Origin of the sequence: Bacillus sp. Brlt_9 (assembly GCF_051948935.1) — a bacterium.
Lineage (GTDB): Bacteria > Bacillota > Bacilli > Bacillales > Bacillaceae_G > Bacillus_A.
Genome location: NZ_JAYJLO010000009.1, coordinates 182,182 through 200,151 on the forward strand (window position 1 = coordinate 182,182; position 17,970 = coordinate 200,151).

The 17,970-nt window shown below is 36.0% G+C and carries 14 protein-coding genes and 2 pseudogenes; 12 read left to right on the forward strand and 4 right to left on the reverse strand.

What is annotated here, in order from left to right; all coding sequences use genetic code 11:
• Positions 1-52 precede the first annotated feature (52 nt).
• The 7 genes from VF726_RS26170 to gerLC all read left to right on the forward strand — a co-directional run bounded on the left by VF726_RS26170 (position 53) and on the right by gerLC (position 7,595).
• Entirely contained in the window at positions 53-763 is a 711-nt protein-coding gene (locus VF726_RS26170) for a C39 family peptidase (protein ID WP_440173069.1), read from the forward strand.
• A 133-nt stretch (positions 764-896) separates the two neighbouring features.
• A complete protein-coding gene (locus VF726_RS26175) occupies positions 897-2,072 on the forward strand; it encodes an amidohydrolase (protein ID WP_440173071.1) in 1,176 nt (391 codons plus the stop codon).
• Between the two features lies 1 nt (position 2,073).
• On the forward strand, positions 2,074-2,271 hold the full coding sequence (locus VF726_RS26180; protein ID WP_440173073.1) for a DUF3311 domain-containing protein: 198 nt from the start codon (positions 2,074-2,076) through the stop codon (positions 2,269-2,271).
• Positions 2,268-3,740: a sodium:solute symporter family protein gene (locus VF726_RS26185; RefSeq protein WP_440173075.1), complete on the forward strand. Its 1,473-nt coding sequence runs from the start codon at positions 2,268-2,270 to the stop codon at positions 3,738-3,740. Before VF726_RS26180 ends, VF726_RS26185 begins: the two co-directional genes overlap by 4 nt.
• A 101-nt stretch (positions 3,741-3,841) precedes the next feature.
• The gene (gerLA, locus tag VF726_RS26190; protein ID WP_440173077.1) at positions 3,842-5,320 is read left to right on the forward strand and encodes a spore germination protein GerLA; all 1,479 of its coding nucleotides are present in this window, start codon (positions 3,842-3,844) and stop codon (positions 5,318-5,320) included.
• Complete coding sequence (gerLB, locus tag VF726_RS26195) at positions 5,321-6,445, forward strand: spore germination protein GerLB (protein ID WP_071759417.1); 1,125 nt, start codon at positions 5,321-5,323, stop codon at positions 6,443-6,445.
• Positions 6,429-7,595 (forward strand): spore germination protein GerLC, encoded by a 1,167-nt coding sequence (gene gerLC / locus VF726_RS26200; RefSeq protein ID WP_048527855.1) that lies wholly within the window; start codon positions 6,429-6,431, stop codon positions 7,593-7,595. The genes gerLB and gerLC overlap by 17 nt, the downstream gene beginning before the upstream one ends.
• A gap of 208 nt (positions 7,596-7,803) precedes the next feature.
• On the opposite strand, the gene VF726_RS26205 is transcribed toward gerLC, so the two are convergent.
• The 3 genes from VF726_RS26205 to VF726_RS26215 are packed head-to-tail and all read right to left on the reverse strand — an operon-like array spanning position 7,804 to position 10,158.
• Positions 7,804-9,204: a nucleoside recognition domain-containing protein gene (locus tag VF726_RS26205; protein WP_440173079.1), complete on the reverse strand. Its 1,401-nt coding sequence runs from the start codon at positions 9,202-9,204 to the stop codon at positions 7,804-7,806.
• Positions 9,182-9,904 carry a FeoB small GTPase domain-containing protein gene (locus VF726_RS26210; RefSeq protein WP_440173081.1) on the reverse strand — a complete coding sequence of 241 codons (723 nt, stop codon included), beginning with the start codon at positions 9,902-9,904 and terminating at the stop codon, positions 9,182-9,184. Before VF726_RS26210 ends, VF726_RS26205 begins: the two co-directional genes overlap by 23 nt.
• Positions 9,901-10,158: a FeoA family protein gene (locus VF726_RS26215; RefSeq protein ID WP_440173083.1), complete on the reverse strand. Its 258-nt coding sequence runs from the start codon at positions 10,156-10,158 to the stop codon at positions 9,901-9,903. Before VF726_RS26215 ends, VF726_RS26210 begins: the two co-directional genes overlap by 4 nt.
• A gap of 509 nt (positions 10,159-10,667) precedes the next feature.
• Here VF726_RS26215 and VF726_RS26220 point away from each other — a divergent pair.
• From VF726_RS26220 to VF726_RS26240, 5 genes and pseudogenes are all read left to right on the forward strand, one after another.
• Complete coding sequence (locus VF726_RS26220; protein ID WP_440173085.1) at positions 10,668-11,567, forward strand: phosphate ABC transporter substrate-binding protein PstS; 900 nt, start codon at positions 10,668-10,670, stop codon at positions 11,565-11,567.
• 70 nt (positions 11,568-11,637) lie between these two features.
• Complete coding sequence (pstC, locus tag VF726_RS26225) at positions 11,638-12,528, forward strand: phosphate ABC transporter permease subunit PstC (protein ID WP_440173095.1); 891 nt, start codon at positions 11,638-11,640, stop codon at positions 12,526-12,528.
• 2 nt (positions 12,529-12,530) lie between these two features.
• Entirely contained in the window at positions 12,531-13,451 is a 921-nt protein-coding gene (pstA, locus tag VF726_RS26230; RefSeq protein WP_440173087.1) for a phosphate ABC transporter permease PstA, read from the forward strand.
• A gap of 134 nt (positions 13,452-13,585) precedes the next feature.
• Positions 13,586-13,829 (forward strand): annotated as a pseudogene (locus tag VF726_RS26235) (AAA family ATPase); the annotation flags it as partial.
• A gap of 149 nt (positions 13,830-13,978) precedes the next feature.
• A pseudogene (locus VF726_RS26240) lies at positions 13,979-14,260 on the forward strand (AAA family ATPase); the annotation flags it as partial.
• Between the two features lie 40 nt (positions 14,261-14,300).
• Here VF726_RS26240 and VF726_RS26245 read toward each other — a convergent pair.
• Positions 14,301-17,345, reverse strand: coding sequence for an efflux RND transporter permease subunit (locus tag VF726_RS26245; protein WP_440173089.1), 3,045 nt, complete (start codon positions 17,343-17,345; stop codon positions 14,301-14,303).
• Between the last annotated feature and the right edge of the window lie 625 nt (positions 17,346-17,970).

Below are 17,970 nucleotides of genomic sequence, written 5' to 3' on the forward strand. Positions count from 1 at the left end.
CAATGATAAGAGGCATGTCTGTAAAATAATCATTAATGGAGTTTTGTTTAAAATGAAAAAGTTAAAATATCTTTTTGTTTTTGGAATTATATTTGCTGCCGCGTTTTTTATAGCGAAAGATAAAATAATACAAAAGGCGCAAGTGTTCCGTTTAGAGTATCTACCTGAAATGAAAGAAGCGACTATGATTGAAAATGTTCCGTTTATAAAGCAATTACCAGAATTACCTCGTGGATGTGAAGTTACAAGTTTGGCTATGTTGCTGCAATACAATGGTATACAAGTAGATAAGATGCAACTTGCTAGCGAAATTCATCGTGTTCCATTTGAACAAAATGGTTTACGTGGAAATCCTTATGAGGGATTTGTTGGAAATATTTACACGAAGGCAGAGCCGGGATATGGTGTATATAATCAACCTATTTTTAAGTTAGCAGAAAAATATATTCCTGAAAAAGTAGTTAATTTAACAGGCAGAGACGTGCAAGATATGTATAAAGTAGTTAGTGCCGGTTCGCCAGTATGGGTCATTATTAATACAACGTTTAAACCACTAGCTGAGGGTAGTTTTGAAACATGGAATACAAGCTCTGGCGAAGTGAAAATTACATATTTTGAGCATAGTGTAGTTGTAATTGGATATGATCAAAACTTTGTGTATGTAAATGATCCTTTGAAAAATAATCCACGTTTGGCTGTTCCTCGGGCGGAATTTGAGAAAGCTTGGGAGCAAATGGGGAAACAAGCAATTACTATTTTATAATAAGAAAAAAAGTCATCTTTTTGATGGCTTTTTATTTTTAAGTTATTATAATAGAAAATTCAGAAGATTCTTTTAAAAGTTAACAATTCACGTTATAATAACATTTAACTTGGTGAAGAAGGGGCGAAGAGAAATGGATGTTGCAAAGGAATTGATTGTATCGAAAAATCAATTAATTGAGTGGAGAAGGCATTTTCATAAGTATCCAGAGCTATCTTTTCAAGAAGAAAAAACGTCACAGTTTGTATTCGATATACTGCGGAAAATCACATATTTAGAAGTGTCTCGACCTACTAAATATAGTGTAATGGCAAGGTTAATTGGTAAGAAACCTGGTAAAACCATCGCGGTTCGAGCTGACATGGATGCTCTTCCTATTCATGAAGAAAATGAGTTTGACTTTATTTCTACAGAACCAGGTGTGATGCATGCATGTGGCCATGATGGTCATATAGCGATATTACTTGGAGTTGTACATAAGTTAGTAGAGGCAAGAGAGAAAGTTGAAGGGGAGATTCGTTTTCTCTTCCAACATGCAGAAGAAAACTTTCCTGGTGGTGCAGAGGAAATGGTTGCAGCGGGTGTAATGGAAGGTGTGGATTATATTATTGGTGCTCATCTTTGGGCATCGTTACAGGTTGGTAAAATAGGTGTAATTTATGGTCCTGCAATGGCTGCTCCAGATGTGTTTAAAATTACAATAGAAGGAAAAGGTGGACATGCTGGGATCCCTCATGAAACTGTTGATAGTATTGCAATCGGTACACAAGTCGTTTCGCAACTTCAGCACATTGTATCTCGCCTAACGAATCCGCTAGACTCTCTTGTAGTATCTGTTACGCAATTTCATGCTGGGACAACCCATAATGTGATTCCAGAACAAGCGGAGATTGAAGGGACCGTGCGGAGTTTAAAACATGAGTTGCGAGAAGAAACGGAGAAAAGGATTGAACGGATTGTGAAGCATGTGGCGGAAGCTTACGGGGCGAAATATACGTTTTCTTATGAATATGGATATCGACCGGTAGTAAATGATTATGAAGTTACAGAGGTTATTGAGCAAACAGCATTACAACTTTATGGTCGGGAAGGAGTTACTCGTTTACAGCCGACGATGGCTGGGGAAGATTTTTCAGCGTTTTTACAAAAGGCGCCAGGGACATTCTTTTTTATCGGAGCAGGAAATAATGAGAAAGGAATTATATATCCTCACCACCACCCTCGTTTTACGATTGATGAAGATGCATTACCAATTGGCGTGGAAGTCTTTGTAGCATCCATTATGAATTTTATAAGTAAAGGAGAATGAGATGAAGAAAATACATGTATTAGCGCTTATGCCAGTTTTCTGTTTAGTTATTGGACCTGTATTTGCTAATTCAGTTACTCCTTACGTACTAGGGATGCCATTTTTATTATTTTGGATATTATTATCGGTGCTCATTACGTCTCTTTGTATGGGTCTTGTGTACGTATTTGATCCTGCGAATAAGGGGGATGTAAAATGACCGCATTACTTATCATTATTTTATTTTTGTTTCTCGCACTATTTTTAGGAATTCGGGCACAACATGGAAAAGATATGAATTTAGAACAATGGTCAGTTGGTGGAAGAGGATTTGGCACTATTTTTGTTTTTCTTCTTATGGCAGGTGAAATTTATACGACGTTCACATTTTTAGGCGGAAGTGGATGGGCGTATAGTAAGGGAGCACCTACCTTTTATATTTTAGGTTATGGTGCATTAGCTTATATTTTATCTTACTTTTTATTGCCGCCAGTTTGGAAGTATGCGAAAGAGCATAATCTTGTTTCGCAGCCAGATTTTTTTGTGAAGAAATATAAGAGTCAGACACTTGGTATTATCGTTTCTATCATTGGGGTTATTTCGATTATCCCTTATCTTGTTTTACAGTTAAAAGGATTAGGCATTATCGTTTCGGAAGCGTCTTACGGAAGGGTATCGCCAGTTATTGCGGTATGGATTGGTGCAATTGTCATAACGATATATGTAATGGTTTCAGGTATACACGGCTCTGCTTGGACAGCGGCTTTGAAGGATATTATGATCCTGTTTATCGTTATGTTTTTAGGTATATATTTACCGTACCATTATTATGGAGGATTCCAGCCGATGTTCGAAGCTGTAGAAGCAGCAAAACCAGGGTTTTTATCTTTACCTGATGAAGGAATGAGTATTTCTTGGTTTGTTTCTACTATTGTATTAACGGCTCTCGGTTTCTATATGTGGCCCCATACATTCGCTTCTGCTTTCTCTGCAAAAAATGAAAAAGTATTTCGTAAAAATGCGGCAATTATGCCACTGTATTCTTTAGTTTTACTTTTCGTGTTCTTTGCAGGGTTTGCAGCTATCTTGCAAGTTCCTGGATTAAAGGGAGGAGATGTAGACCTTTCGTTATTCCGTCTGGCTCTTCAAACTTTTGATCCTTGGTTTATTGGGATTATTGGTAGTGCTGGGGTTTTAACAGCATTAGTTCCAGGTTCTATGCTTGTTATGGCCGCTTCTACATTGTTAGCAAAAAATATTTACCGAACAATGGTCCCAGCTGCTTCGGATCGACAAGTTGCAAAAGCGGCGAAATTATTTGTTCCTGTAGTAACGCTTGTAGCTGTTTTGTTCACTTTTAAAGGTGGAGAAACGATAGGAGCACTTCTTTTAATGGGATATAGTATCGTGACACAACTTTTCCCTGCGCTTGTATGTAGTTTGTTTCCACGTCAAGTTGTTACGAAACAAGGGGCAATTGCAGGAATGGGGATTGGGTTGTTAGTGGTTGCATATATTACTTTATCTGGTTCAACTTTAGCTACGATGTTTCCGGGGTTTCCTCAATATATAAAAGATTTAAATGTAGGAATAGTCGCATTGTTAATGAATATGCTTGTGATGTTTATCGTTAGTGGATTCACGAAAAACGTGTCTATAAAAGCAGACAATATAATAGTAGAAAAGTAATCCGTGAGCTAGAGCTATCTTTGAAAAGAGATAGCTTTTTTTTGTATATATTTTCTTCTATTAGCGGAATCTAACTAAAAACTTGTTGAAAAGGAAGTTAGGTGGGGGACTTGTTAGAGTTAAAAGGTAACTTATTTGAAGTTATGAAAGAAATTAGGGATGAGTTAGGTTCGCCTAATGATTTAACAATTAGGGAGGTCGCCCTTGCTGGTAGTTTTACACGCTGTGCTGTTATTTTTTTATGTGGGTTAACAGATAAGGATAATGTTTATAAATATGTAGTTCGTACACTTCAATATGAAGAAGTACAAAAAGAAGAAGTTGTCGTTCAGACGTTATTGGATCGTTTTATTTCTATTGCGGAAGTTGGTAAGAAGACAACGTTTCCGGATATTATAAATGCGATTTTAGCGGGAGATACGGTTATATTAATTGATAACATTCAAACGGCTATCGTGATTAATAGTAGAGCTTGGGAAAAAAGAAGTTTAGAACCGCCAGTAACAGAAGATTTAATACGTGGACCGAGGGTTGGATTAAATGAAGATATTAACGTGAATAAAATGTTAATTCGTCGTAGTTTACGTGACCCAAAGCTGAGATTTCAATCTTATATTATGGGGAAGAGATCACAAAAAGAAGTGACGTTAGTATATATAGAAGACATTATTAATCCTTACATTGTAAAAGAGCTAGATCGGCGTCTTCAATCAATAGAGACAGATGTCGTTTTTGAGACTGGTACGATTGAGCAATTAATTCAAGATAATAATTTGTCACCGTTTCCCCAGTTTTTGAATACAGAAAGGCCTGATAATATTGTGGCCTCATTAGCGAAAGGAAAGGCAGCTATTTTGGTGGATGGATCACCGTTTGCCCTTATAGCTCCGCTAGTATTTGTTGATATTTTTCAATCTGTGGAAGATCATTATGAGCGCTGGGTAATTGGGACTTTATTAAGAATTTTGCGGATGGGTTCTGGTATAATTGCGATTTTAATGCCAGCGATGTATGTAGCGCTCGTCTCATATCATCAAGGCCTTATTCCTTCTAAATTGGCTTATTCAATTGCTGGGGCAAGAGAAGGTGTTCCGTTTCCTGCATATATTGAAACGTTAATGATGGCATTAACGATGGAGTTAATACGAGAAGCGGGGATTAGGTTGCCGAAACCGATGGGGCAAACAATTGGGATTGTAGGTGGTCTTGTAATTGGAGAAGCAGCAGTGAACGCAGGAATTGTAAATCCGTTTTTAGTTATCATTATTGCGGTTACAGCTATTGCTACCTTTTCTCTCCCTGTATATAGCATTACGATTACGTTTCGTATTTTACTTTTCGTCTTTGTATTAGCAGCGACTGCTTTTGGGTTGTATGGAATCATTCTAGCTCTTATTGCACTTGCTATTCATATTACAAATTTAACAAGTGTTGGTGTACCGTATACGACTCCAATTGCTCCTGCATTTTATAAAGATTGGAAAGAAGAGTTTATTCGTATGCCAAAATCGATGTTGAAAGATAGACCAGAATATTTACAAACGAAAGATTCTACAATACGTCCAAAGGAGCGAAAATAATTGAAACCATTTGAGTATGGCGATGAAGAGATTGGATCTCGGGAAATTGGGTTTGCAGTATCATCGACCATTATTGGTATAGGAGCATTGTCTATGCCACGAGATATTGCTAATCAAACTTTATTTTCGGACGGTTGGATTATTTTACTTTTGGGTGGATTGGTATGTGCAGTTTTAGGTTGGTTTGTAACGAGGATAGCTATTTTATTTCCGAAACAAAACTTTGTTCAATATACAAGTGCGTATTTGACAAAGCCTGTTGCATACACAATTAGTAGCATTTTAGTATTAACGTTTGCTGCTTTGACAGCATATGAATCGAGAATGATTTCAATTATTTCTCAAACGTATTTATTTAGTGAGACACCGATACAACTACTGTCTTTCTTTTTCTTACTAGTTGTTATTTACGGAATAGCAGGATCAAGAGCGGCCTTATTAAGGTTAAATGTTCTATTTTTACCTATTGTTTTAATTGCGATAGTGCTTCTTTCTTTATTGAATATAAATTTAATGGAAATAAACAATTTATTTCCAGCTTTTCAAACGGAAGTAAGTCAGTACGCTGTTGGGGTTAAAAATTCCATATTCACATTTATTGGATTTGAGGTAGCTCTGTTTTATGCTGTGTTGTTGAATGATAAGACAGCGAAAAAGGCACCAATGGCAGTTGCAAAAGCCGTGATAGTAAATGTGCTCTCATATATTTTAATTTATGTAACTTGTATTAGTGTTTTTACGTATATGACAACTCGTGGATTGACATATCCAACAATTGAATTAGGGAAAGAAATTGAAATTGGTGGAGGTTTTTTAGAAAGGTTCGATGCAATTTTTTTTACGACTTGGATTATTACTATTTATAACACTACAGCAATGTATTATGACGTCGCATCTTTATTGTTTTGTGCCATGTTTCCGAAAGTGAAGAAACATATTTTTATTTTCGGAAGCGCGCCTCTGATTTTTATGCTGAATATGCTCCCTGGTAATTTAGATACGTTATCAAGTTACGGAACGTATTTAGCGTGGATAGATATGGGGTTTGTCGTATTAGCTCCTTTGCTAGTTTTTATTGTATATAAAATAAAAAGAAGGAATGGTAGAAATGAAAAACCTTCTTAAAATTATAATGGTTATGGTTTTAGCTGGATTTATAAGTGGGTGTTCTGAACTAGAAGAAATAGAAGAAAGAGGATTTGTAGTAGGCGCAGCTTACGATATTGTGAAGAAAAAGAAATCAAATCCGATTATGAAAGGGACGTATCAGATGGTACTTCCCAGTAAGTTAGCACAACAAGGTGGACAGGGCGATGGAGATAGTGAAAATTATATTAACGTAAGTGCGAAAGCAGATAGCGTCTTTGAGCAAATAAGAATAATTGCTAAAAAAATTAGTCGAACATTATTTTTTCCGCATATACAAGTCATTATTTTTTCGGATGAATTACTAGCGAATCCGTATGTTTTGCAAAATACGTTAGATGTATATTTTCGTGATCATGAAATGAGAAGAAATATTCGTTTGTTCGTTTCCAAGAAAAATGCAGAATCTATTTTAAAACAGAGCGCCAAACCTGAAAACTTACCGGCGCAGTACATTGATATGTTAGCTGAACATCCTCCGAAAAACGCTCAAATGATTGAGGCGGCGAGAATTGGTGAGGTACAAGGGAAAATGATCGCAGATCGAAGTTTTGCATTACCTCTCTTAGGATTAACTAAACAAGGGGTACAAATGGAAGGAGCGGCATTGATCCGTGGAAAGGATAATAAGTGCGTTGGAACTTTGAGTGGAGAACAAACATTAGGAATGAACTATGTAATAGGTAAAAAAATTGGAGGTTTCTTTACTGTTCGTAAAAAGAATCAGCTCATTACATATGAAATTCATAAGTTGCGCCGAAAGATCCAGGTGTCTACTGAAAATGCTACAAAACCGAAGTTTGATATTCAATTGTCCACAGAAGGCATATTAGCTGAATTACATTTTAATGAACCGAAACAAGTGATGAATGAAAAGCTTTTAAAGAAAGAGATCTCAAAGGAAATGAAGAAGCGTATTGAAAAGTCTATACAGCTTGTTCAAAAAAAATATAAGGTAGATGTATTGGAATTAGGAGAGGCATATAAGAGGCATAATTATAAAGAGTGGAAGAAAATTAGTAAGAATTGGGATCAAGGTCAAAATTATTTTAGTAATGCTGAAATTAATGTTCATGTTGATCCGACAATTGAACATTCAGGCTCAGCTTTACCGAAGAAAGTGAAGTAAGGTGATGGAAGTTGTTTACTGGATTAGGAATTAGTTGCACGATATTAATGGCGGTTCTTCCGGGAGCCATATACTTTATTCATAAGAAGCTCACAGTGTATGGAGCGCAGCCTTGGAATACTAATGCGAAAAAAAAGAAACCCGAATAAATTCAGGTTTCTTTCGTGCAAAGCAAATGTGAAGGGGGATACCTTCACATTTGCTTTGCTTATACAAGCTCTAACCAATGTACCAATTGTGTAGAGAGGAATGTAACAACAATGGCGATAACGGTAGGGATTGCAAACGATAAGAATGTCCATTTGGCACTTTTTGTTTCTTTATATATGTTAACCAGTGTTGTTCCACATGGGAAATGAAGAAGTGAGAACAACATTGTGTTTAACGCTGTTAACCAAGTCCAACCATTTTCTAAGAATAGATTTTTAATTTGATTAAAATCATCTATTTCAGTTAAAGCTCCAGTTGATAAATAAGACATTAATAAGATCGGGATAACAATTTCATTCGCTGGTAGTCCAAGAATGAACGCAGCTAGAATAAAACCATCAAGTCCTAACATTTTAGCAAATGGATCTAGGAAGTTTACAAAATACATAAGTAAGCTTGTGTCACCGATAAAAATATTAGCGAGTAACCAAGTTAATGCAGCCGCAGGGGCAGCTACAACTACAGCTCGTTTTAAAACGTAGACTGATTTATCAAGTGTTGCACGCACAATTGTATTCCAAACCTTTGGCTTACGATACGGCGGTAACTCAAGTGTGTAGTGAGTTGGAACACCTTTTAAAGCTGTTTTTGATAGTACCCAAGAAACAGTTAATGTCATAATAATACCAATTACAACCATCCCAACTACAACGCCAGCAGTAACTAATGTTTGCATACTACCTGTATAACCAGCAGCCATAAATAATGAAGCCATTAAAATTAACATCGGCCAGCGACCGTTACAAGGAACGAAGTTATTTGTTAAGATTGCAAGCATACGTTCACGTGGTGATTCAATAATACGCGTTGACATGATGGCTGCTGCATTACAACCAAAGCCCATTGCCATTGTTAAAGATTGTTTGCCATGTGCACCAGAGCGTTTAAATAAGCGGTCCATATTAAATGCAACGCGTGGTAAGTATCCGTAGTTTTCTAATAGTGCGAACATAGGGAAGAAGATTGCCATAGGTGGTAACATAACGCTAATAACAGCACCGATACCACGGAATAAACCAAGTATTAAAATACCATGTAACCATTCAGGTGCATGAGCAGCTTGGAACCAAGATGTTAAATATCCTTCGACCCATCCGAAAAACTCGGCAATCATATCAGACGGTACGTTAGCACCAGCGATCGTAAGATAAAAAATGATAGATAAAATACCGAGCATAATTGGGAATCCCCAGATTGGAGATGTGAAAATTTTATCTAGTTTTTCGGAACGATACAATTTATCAGTATTTGTATATTGAACAGATTCTTTACATATGCTTGCAGATGTTCGGTAAATATCTCCGACAATATCATCTCGTATATCTTCTTTTGAAAGTGTTTGTGCATGTTGAATAATATAGTCCAGTGGAAGAGCTTTACTGGCTGAGTGAGATTCCATTTATTACGACCTCCCTTACAAGTGGTTCGTTATGATGTTTTTGAAGTGTAGTTAAGAAATTTTTATCTCCATCTAATATACGTAACGCAATCCAACGTGCTGGATACGTATCGCCGAACACTTTATAAATTTGTGGTTCTAATTCCTGAATCATACTTTCGATTTTTTCACTGTAAGAAATTTTAATTGGTGTTGGAATTAGCTTTTTGTTTGCTATTTTAGCAATGACGCTTAGTAAATGCCCGATACCAACTCGGTTTCGAGCTGAAATTTTAACTACCGGTACACCAAGTGATTTCGCTAATTTCTTTTCATCAATAACGATGCCTTTTTTCTCCGCTTCATCAATTAAATTAATACAAATGACTACGTTGCTCGTCATTTCCATCACTTGGAGTGCTAAATTTAAATTTCTTTCCATTGCAGTTGCATCAATAACAACTACAGTTACTTCTGGCTTTTCAAATATAATATAATCTCTTGCTACTTCTTCATCCGCAGAATTTGAATATAGTGAGTAAGTTCCAGGTAAATCTATTAATGTATATTTACTGCCGTTATGTTCATATTCCCCTTCAGCTTTTAAAACAGTTTTTCCCGTCCAGTTTCCAGTATGTTGTTTTAAGCCTGTTAAAGTATTAAATAATGTACTTTTCCCGGTGTTCGGGTTGCCAGCTAAAGCAATGCGATGTTTGCTCATCTGAAATCATCTCCTAGTAATACCCCGAAAATAAGGGAACTTTCTTCCTTACGTAGTGCAATAGTTGTGTTGCTGACTTGATAAGCGACCGGATCTCCGAGTGGACTGCGCTGTAATACTTTAATTGTTGCTCCAGGGATAAATCCTAAATCTAATAAACGTCGTTTCATAGTTCCTTCTAATTGTATCTTCTCAATTTGTACAAACTCTCCTGTCTTGAATTCGGAAAGTGGTTTTGTATTAGCCGATACCATAAAAGTTACCTCATCTCTATATTGTTAGTTTGAGTTTAAAAAGTTTCCTTAGGTAAACTTTTTGTTAGTAATATAGTAGACTACATTGGATGATGCTGTCAATTGGTACTTTAAAAATATTCATTTATTTTTAGAATTGTTCCAATTTATTTAGTTGTACTAAAAAATATTACTGAAATTCTGTTTAATGTAAATAAAGTAAGAGTGTAAAAGTTAAAAAATAAAATGGATTTGTAAATATATTTTTAACTAAAAGGGGAAAAGGGTGAAAAACATTTACAATGAATTTACATTGTTAAGAATAAATTTACATTACTGTTTAATTAGTGTGGATTTTGTTGGGTTCTTTAACTATAAATGTTGGGATTCCTAGCTTTTAAAGGTTATTATCGTCATTTACTTAAAATTAAAAATTGCTTAACACTCACATAATATTGTTGTCCTACAATGAATTTGTGTTCGAAAGAAAATGAATTCGAAAAGTGATAATCCAAATGGGGGTACAAGACATGGTTATGAAAAAAGGTATTAAATTTTCTTTAGCAGCTTTAGTGGTAGCGGGAGCGTTAGTTGGATGTGGGAAAGCAGAAGAGACATCAGGTAAGGATGCTAAAGGAAGCGATAATGCAAAACAAGAATTGTCAGGTACAATAGCAGCTGCAGGCTCTACAGCACTTCAACCTCTTGCAGAGGAAGCTGGAAAGAAATTTATGGAGAAAAATTCAAACGTTTCTATTCAAGTGCAAGGTGGCGGTAGTGGAACTGGAATTAACCAAGTAGCTTCTGGTGCAGTCCAAATTGGTAACTCAGATGTTCCATCTGCAGATAAAATAAAAGATGCTGATAAGGCGAAAGAATTAGTAGATAACAAGGTAGCGGGTATTGCATTCGCACTTGTCGTAAATAAAGATGTAAAAGTTGATAATTTAACAGTACAACAAGTACAAGATATCTTTACTGGAAAAGTCACAAACTGGAAAGAAGTAGGGGGGAAAGATGAAAAAATTAACGTAATTAATCGTCCGGCTTCTTCTGGTACACGTGCTACATTTGAAAAAACAATTATGAAAGACGCGAAAATCAATGATGGAACTGGTACTACACAAGATTCTAACGGTGCAGTAGAGCAAGCGATTAACTCTACTCCAGGTTCAGTAAGTTATTTAGCAATGTCTTACATGGTTGGCGAGAAAAAAGGTGCGCTACAAACAGTGAAAATTGATGGTGCTGAACCAAAAGTTGAAAACATTGCGTCTGGTAAATATCCATTCTGGTCTTACGAGTACATGGTAACGAAAGGTGAGGCAAAAGAAGCAACAAAAGCTTATATTGACTATGTAAAAGGTAAAGATTTTGAAAAGCAAGTAGAAGATATGGGTTACATCCCAATGTCTAAATTAAATAAGTAATAAAATTTATGGGGCTGGCTGCAAGGCCAGTCCTGTTCATTTCAATTTATGAAGTGGGGTCTGTCCTGTGATGAAGGGGAAAAAACAAATTAATTACGTGAAAAGTGAATATATAGGAAGATCACTTGTTACGTTTTGTGGTATTTTTATTGTTTTAGTTACATTAGCTATTATTGCGTTTATTTGTGGTAAAGGGATTCAATCTTTTACGCAAAGTGGTATCTCGTTTACTGAGATGTTAACATCGAAACAATGGAGTCCAAATGCTGATGAGGGAAGTTTCGGGGCTGTAATTTTTATTGTAGGTTCAACGGTGGTTTCGTTAGGTGCAGTTATTATTAGTGCACCAATTGCTATAGCTCTTGCTATATTCATGAATTTAATTTCGCCGAAGTTTGGAAATAAAGTATTGAAGCCTGTTTTAGAATTATTAGTTGGTATTCCTTCGGTGGTATACGGATTATTAGGGGTTACGATTTTAGTACCGCTATTACGTGATTCGTTTGGAGGAGTAGGGTTTAGTTTAATTGCAGGTATTATTGTCCTGAGTATTATGATTTTACCTACTATTGCTAGTATCGCTTCTGATGCAATACGCTCTGTTCCATTTGATTATTTAGAAGCTTCTTATGGTTTAGGGTCAACGAAATGGCAAGCGATTAGCCGAGTGATTGTTCCTGCTGCGAAAAAAGGGATTTTAACAGGTGTTGTTTTAGGTTTAGCGCGTGCTTTTGGTGAAGCATTAGCGGTTCAAATGGTAATTGGGAATACGATTAAATTACCAGAAGGAATATATAGCCCAACAGCAACGTTAACGGGTATTTTGACAATGGACATGACAAATACATTAAACGGAACTGCTTGGAACAATGCGCTATGGACTTTAGCGATGATTTTACTTGTTATTTCATTCCTATTTATTTTAGTAATTCGAGCGATTGGGCAAAGAGGTGAGCGATAATAATGAATGCAAGAACGGTAAATAAAGTTTGGACAGGTATCTTTTATGCGGTTGCGGCTCTAGTCGTGGCTTTGCTGGTGTTCTTAGTGTTTGAAATTTTACAAAAGGGATGGGGTTTTTGGGATCCTAATTTCTTGTTTGGAGAACCAAGCAATACAAGAGCTGGTGGTGGGATTGGTCCGCAGTTATTCAATTCCTTCTATATGCTTGTTATAACGCTTATTATATCTATTCCTCTTGGGTTAGGTGCTGGAATATATTTAGCAGAGTATGCAAAACAAGGACGTTTTTTAAACTTTGTTCGTTTATGTATCGAGACAATGGCATCTTTACCTTCTATTGTTGTTGGTTTATTCGGTTTGTTAGTGTTCGTTACAATGACAGGATGGGGATACACAGTAATGGGTGGTGCCCTTGCTTTAACTATTTTAAACTTACCAGGTTTAACACGTGTTTGTGAAAATGCGATTTCAGAAGTTCCTTCTAATGTAAAAGAGGCGAGTCTTGGATTAGGTGCAACGAAGTGGCAAACAATCACTCGTATTATTATCCCGTCGTCATTACCACAAATTATTACAGGTGTTATTTTAGCGGCAGGTCGTATATTTGGTGAAGCGGCGGCATTAATTTACACAGCGGGTTTAACATCTCCGATTTTAAATTCTGCAGCAGACTTCTCAAGTCCTGCACATCCTTTAAATCCATTTAGACCAGCTGAAACATTAGCGGTTCACATTTGGAAGTTAAATTCTGAAGGGATTATTCCGGATGCGAAGTTAATTGCGACAAAATCTGCAGCTGTATTAATTATTATGGTATTACTATTCAATGTTATTTCACGCTTAGTAGCATCTGTATTGCACAAACGTTTTACAGGAACGAAAAGAAAAAGTAAAACGACGAAGAAGGTAAAAGCAGCATAAAATACAAAGAGAAACTCTCTATTTATAAGTAGGGAGTTCTTTTTGTATTTTAATATAGAAGGAATGGATGTAAGGAGTGTTGAATTTGTAATTGATTATATAGATGAATAGTGCGGATGAGAGGGGAAGTTAATTTGTTTTTTCTGCAAATGTCAGGATTTCCTGGATCGGGAAAAATCGACAGTTTCTAAGTATATAGCGAAGTTAACAGGTGCTGTAATTGTAAATCATGACGTTTTAAAATCAGCTTTGTTACAATCATTAGAAATAAAAGGGATTGAATCGACGATTGTTGGGGGAGTATCATACGATGTTGAATGGGCATTGATTGATTCTTATTTGGAACAAGGGCATAGTGTGATATTGGATAGTCCATGTTTATCCCGCATTTAACGGGCAGTAAGGCCCCCACCTCAAAATTCAGCGAAAGCAAAGAAGTTAGGTGGGGAATCAACTGCCCGTAAAAGCCCGATTGGTTCAACTAATAATCAGTGGGGGATGAATCCCCCACTGATTAAAGTTTCACTTTATATGATGGGATGGTTGAAAAAGGAATTAAGTTGTCTAATAAACATGGTGTAAAATATAAATATATCGAATGCTATCTTAATGATATGGAAGAAATTAATAATAGGCTGCAAACACGTAAGCGTATGGTCAGTCAGATTGGACGAGTGGATTCGGAGGTAGCTTTTAAAAAGTGGTTAGATGGTAGTAAAAGACCTTTAAATAGTGAATATCTTATTGTGGATTCTAGTGAACCTCTAGAGCGGTATAAGGAAAAAATGATGGATTATATGATTAGATAGAGAAAAAGCGTTATCTTCATGAATGAAGATAACGCTTTTTTTAAATATCAGGTGTTTCTGTAGAAGTATTTATTTTTCTGCGAGAGCGTCTTTTCCTCCCGATTTTATCTAATAGTTCATACATAACTGGAACGACTACTAACGTAAGAACGGTTGAGACTGCTAAACCACCGATAACAACGACGGCAAGACTTTTTGACACCATGCTTCCGGCTTGTGATTGACCAAATAGAAGAGGGAGCATAGCGACGATTGTCGTTATAGCTGTCATAATAATTGGACGTAATCTAGTAGATCCCGCTTCTAGTAAGGCTTCTCTTGTGTCCATTCCGTGTTCCCTATTTTGTTGCACTCTTTCTATTAATACAATGGCGTTTGTAACGACAATCCCGATTAACATTAGTGCGCCGATCAAGGAATTTATATCAACAGGTGTTCCTGAAATGATTAATCCTAAAATACCGCCGACAGCAGCTAATGGCAAGGAGAACAAAATTGCAAAAGGAGCGCGCGCCTGTCCGAAGGTGATAACCATAATTAAATATACAATCCCGATTGCAATCCCCATAATTTTGAATAAATCTGTGAAATTTTCTTGCATAGATTCAGTTGCGCCGGCAATAGTTACTTTTGCACCGCTAGGTAAATCTAAGTTAGCTATTACTTCGTTTACTTCTTTGCTTACTTTACTTAAATCTTCATTTGAGGCCTCGGCAGTAATTTGAATCGTTTCTTTTCCGTCTTTATGGAAGACTTCTGTTTGCAGTTGCTTTTCTGAAATAGTTGCAATGTCTTTTAAAGGAATTGGTCCATTGATAGGTGATAGTATGTTTGTGTTTAAAATGTCTTCTTGTTTTGTAATGTTTTCTTTTTTGTGTTCTATCATAATAGTTGTTTTTTCGTTATTGATTGAAACTTCACCAATAGGTGATTTTTTCATAAGCAATGCTACTTGTTGTGCTACTAATTCTGGTGTTAATCCTAGTTGTTCAGCCTTTGTTTGATCAACATGGATTTGCCATTCTTTCTTAGAGTCTTCTAAATTCGTTTTTACTTTAGAGAGAGCACTTATATCTTTTAGTTTTGTTTCGACGATAGTAGCAGTCTCTTTTAAATTCGTTTCGTTAGTGGCTGTTACGTTAAATTGCAAATTATTGCCGCCGCCAGAGCTTGAATAACTCATTTTTATATAATCAAGTTCAGCGGGCTCAAAAGCTTTCTGTTCTTTTTTTAACTCTTTAATATATTGATCTATATCAGAACCTTTTTTGAAGACTACTAATATACTTGCGAGATTATTTTTTGTTGTTTGCCCCCATTGTGCATCTTCTGCGCTAGATCCCATTCGTAAAATAACATCCGTTACATCCGAATTAGAAAGTAGCTTCTTTTCGAAATCAAAGGCTTTTTGTTTTTGTGTTTCAGGAGCGTAATCAGCTGGGAAAGTCATGTTAATAGATAACATTGTGTCGTCTTCAGATTTTATATTTGCTTTCGGTAGTAATACATAGGCTGCAATCGACCCCGCGAATAATAAAAAAGAAGTAAGTAAAATAATGAATTTATGCGATAGAGCCCACTTTAGTGTAGTGACATATCGTGGTGAAGAACTTGGCTTTTTGTGTTTTGTTTTTTTGAGTAGTAAAAAAGCCATAAGTGGAACAACTGTTAGTGCGACAATTAAGGATGATAGTATAGAATATACAACTGCTAATACCATAGGTAACATTAATTTTCCGATTACCCCTGATACGAGACCGATAGGTAAGAAAACAGCGACCGTTGTTAAAGTAGAAGAAGTAATTGCGACGGCGACCTCTTTCGTTGCATCGAGAATAATATCTTTAGAGAAAGATTCTTTTTGTAAACGACGGAAAATATTCTCAATGACAACGATGCTATCATCAACGAGACGTCCAACTGCAACAGCTAAACCACCGAGTGTTAGTGTGTTAAGTGTGATGTTAGATTGGTGTAGTAAAAAGAGTGTTAATAAAATAGATAATGGAATACTGACAACAGCGATGAGTGTCGTTCGGAAGTTGCGCAAAAAGATTAATATAATTAGAGTTGCAGCAATTGCTCCAAGAATCACTTCTTTTCCCATACTAGTAACAGCATTTTCAACTTGCTCATGAGTTGAGGCTAAAAGTTTAATAGAAAACTGATCTTGATATTGTTTACTTATATCTTTGATTTTTTTATCGATTTCCTTTCCGATTGCAACCGCGTTTTTACTTGGTTCTTTCGTGATGATTAATCCGGTTCCTTCTTCTCCGTTTATATGTGAGATGGTATCGTAGTGTTGTTTAAGTTCAATTTGAGCAACATCTTGCAATTTTACTTGAGGTGCAACGGTGACATTTTTAATGCCATCTACATTTTTGATATCCCCAATGACACGAAGATTATATTCTTCTTTATTAACGGTAACGGCTCCAGCTGGAGTGGAAGTTTCTTTTCCTTGTAAAACTTTTAATATTTGCTCGGTTGTTACATTTTTATCTTTTAATTGGTTTGGGTCTAGTAGAATAGATAATTCAGAAGCTGATTTTCCGAAAAACATAACGTTGGCAACACCATCAATGCTTTCGAGTTGTGGTACGATTTCTTTTTCGATTTGTTTTTCATCTGCTTTTGAAAATCCGTTTTGCTTCTGGATAGCAATTTGAGCGAGTGGAATCATAGAAGTATTTAATTGGCTGACTATGGGTTTAGTTGCATCTTTAGGTAATTTAATTGTATTAATGGCCTTTTCGACTTCGCGTGCTGCGTCTTTCATATTTGCTTTGGATGTATACGCGATATCGATGCGTGATAACCCCTCGTGAGTAGAAGAGGTGATGCTGTCGATGTGTTCTAAATTGCGAAATTGTTTTTCGAGGGGATCAGTTACTTCTTTCGTCATCGCTTCAGCGTCGAGTCCTTGAGATAAGGTTGTGACAGTGACTGCTGGATTATCGATGCTTGGTAAAAATTCCATAGGTAATTTAGAGCCGGAATAAACGCCAAGTATGGAAATGAGAAAAACCATGATGATAACAGCAGCGCGGTTTTTTAATGAAAACTTCGTTAACCTATCCATAAAGTAATTCCTCCATTGGTTTATTTGTAGTTGAGTACGTCCTTTCTTACTATATAACAAAAAATGGATATTTTTCATTAATTAAATGTAAAAAAATTCTAACAATAATCTTAAGTTAATGTTTTTGTTGGAATTTCTTTATTTATTCCGTTATTCGCGGTGATAAGATTCTTACCTCAAGCTTCGGTTGGAATCGAGGTGTCTGTGAACACACGATTCGTTCAACTAATAATTTGTGTGGAAGAACAAAAAATCAGCATGTTCGTTTTATTAGGAAGTGAAGGATCTATATTGTCATTCTATAGAGAAGGAATGATTATGTGGTCTAATATAGAAGAGAATCGGATTATAAAATGAGGTTTGGTCAATTAGAGTGTATTGGTATACAATTTAAATAGCTGTTTTCTTTAGATGGGATGAGGTGTTTCTATATAGAAGAAAGTAGGTTGGATATTTTTTTGTGTTTTTTTAAAAAAACACTTGTTATTTCAAAATCATGATGGTATATTAATAAACGTCGCTGATGCAGAAACGCAAAAAACGACAAAAAAGAAATTTTAAAACTTAGTTGACATCGAAAAATGAAGATGTTAATATGATGAAGTCGCTTCTGAAGCGGCGGACA

Coding starts and splice junctions, on each gene's coding strand:
- VF726_RS26170 (WP_440173069.1), top strand. CDS start 53: ATGAAAAAGTTAAAATATCTTTTTGTTTTTGGAATTATATTTGCTGCC.
- VF726_RS26175 (WP_440173071.1), top strand. CDS start 897: ATGGATGTTGCAAAGGAATTGATTGTATCGAAAAATCAATTAATTGAG.
- VF726_RS26180 (WP_440173073.1), top strand. CDS start 2,074: ATGAAGAAAATACATGTATTAGCGCTTATGCCAGTTTTCTGTTTAGTT.
- VF726_RS26185 (WP_440173075.1), top strand. CDS start 2,268: ATGACCGCATTACTTATCATTATTTTATTTTTGTTTCTCGCACTATTT.
- gerLC (WP_048527855.1), top strand. CDS start 6,429: ATGAAAAACCTTCTTAAAATTATAATGGTTATGGTTTTAGCTGGATTT.
- VF726_RS26205 (WP_440173079.1), bottom strand. CDS start 9,204: ATGGAATCTCACTCAGCCAGTAAAGCTCTTCCACTGGACTATATTATT.
- VF726_RS26210 (WP_440173081.1), bottom strand. CDS start 9,904: ATGAGCAAACATCGCATTGCTTTAGCTGGCAACCCGAACACCGGGAAA.
- VF726_RS26215 (WP_440173083.1), bottom strand. CDS start 10,158: ATGGTATCGGCTAATACAAAACCACTTTCCGAATTCAAGACAGGAGAG.
- VF726_RS26220 (WP_440173085.1), top strand. CDS start 10,668: ATGGTTATGAAAAAAGGTATTAAATTTTCTTTAGCAGCTTTAGTGGTA.
- pstC (WP_440173095.1), top strand. CDS start 11,638: ATGAAGGGGAAAAAACAAATTAATTACGTGAAAAGTGAATATATAGGA.
- pstA (WP_440173087.1), top strand. CDS start 12,531: ATGAATGCAAGAACGGTAAATAAAGTTTGGACAGGTATCTTTTATGCG.
- VF726_RS26245 (WP_440173089.1), bottom strand. CDS start 17,345: ATGGATAGGTTAACGAAGTTTTCATTAAAAAACCGCGCTGCTGTTATC.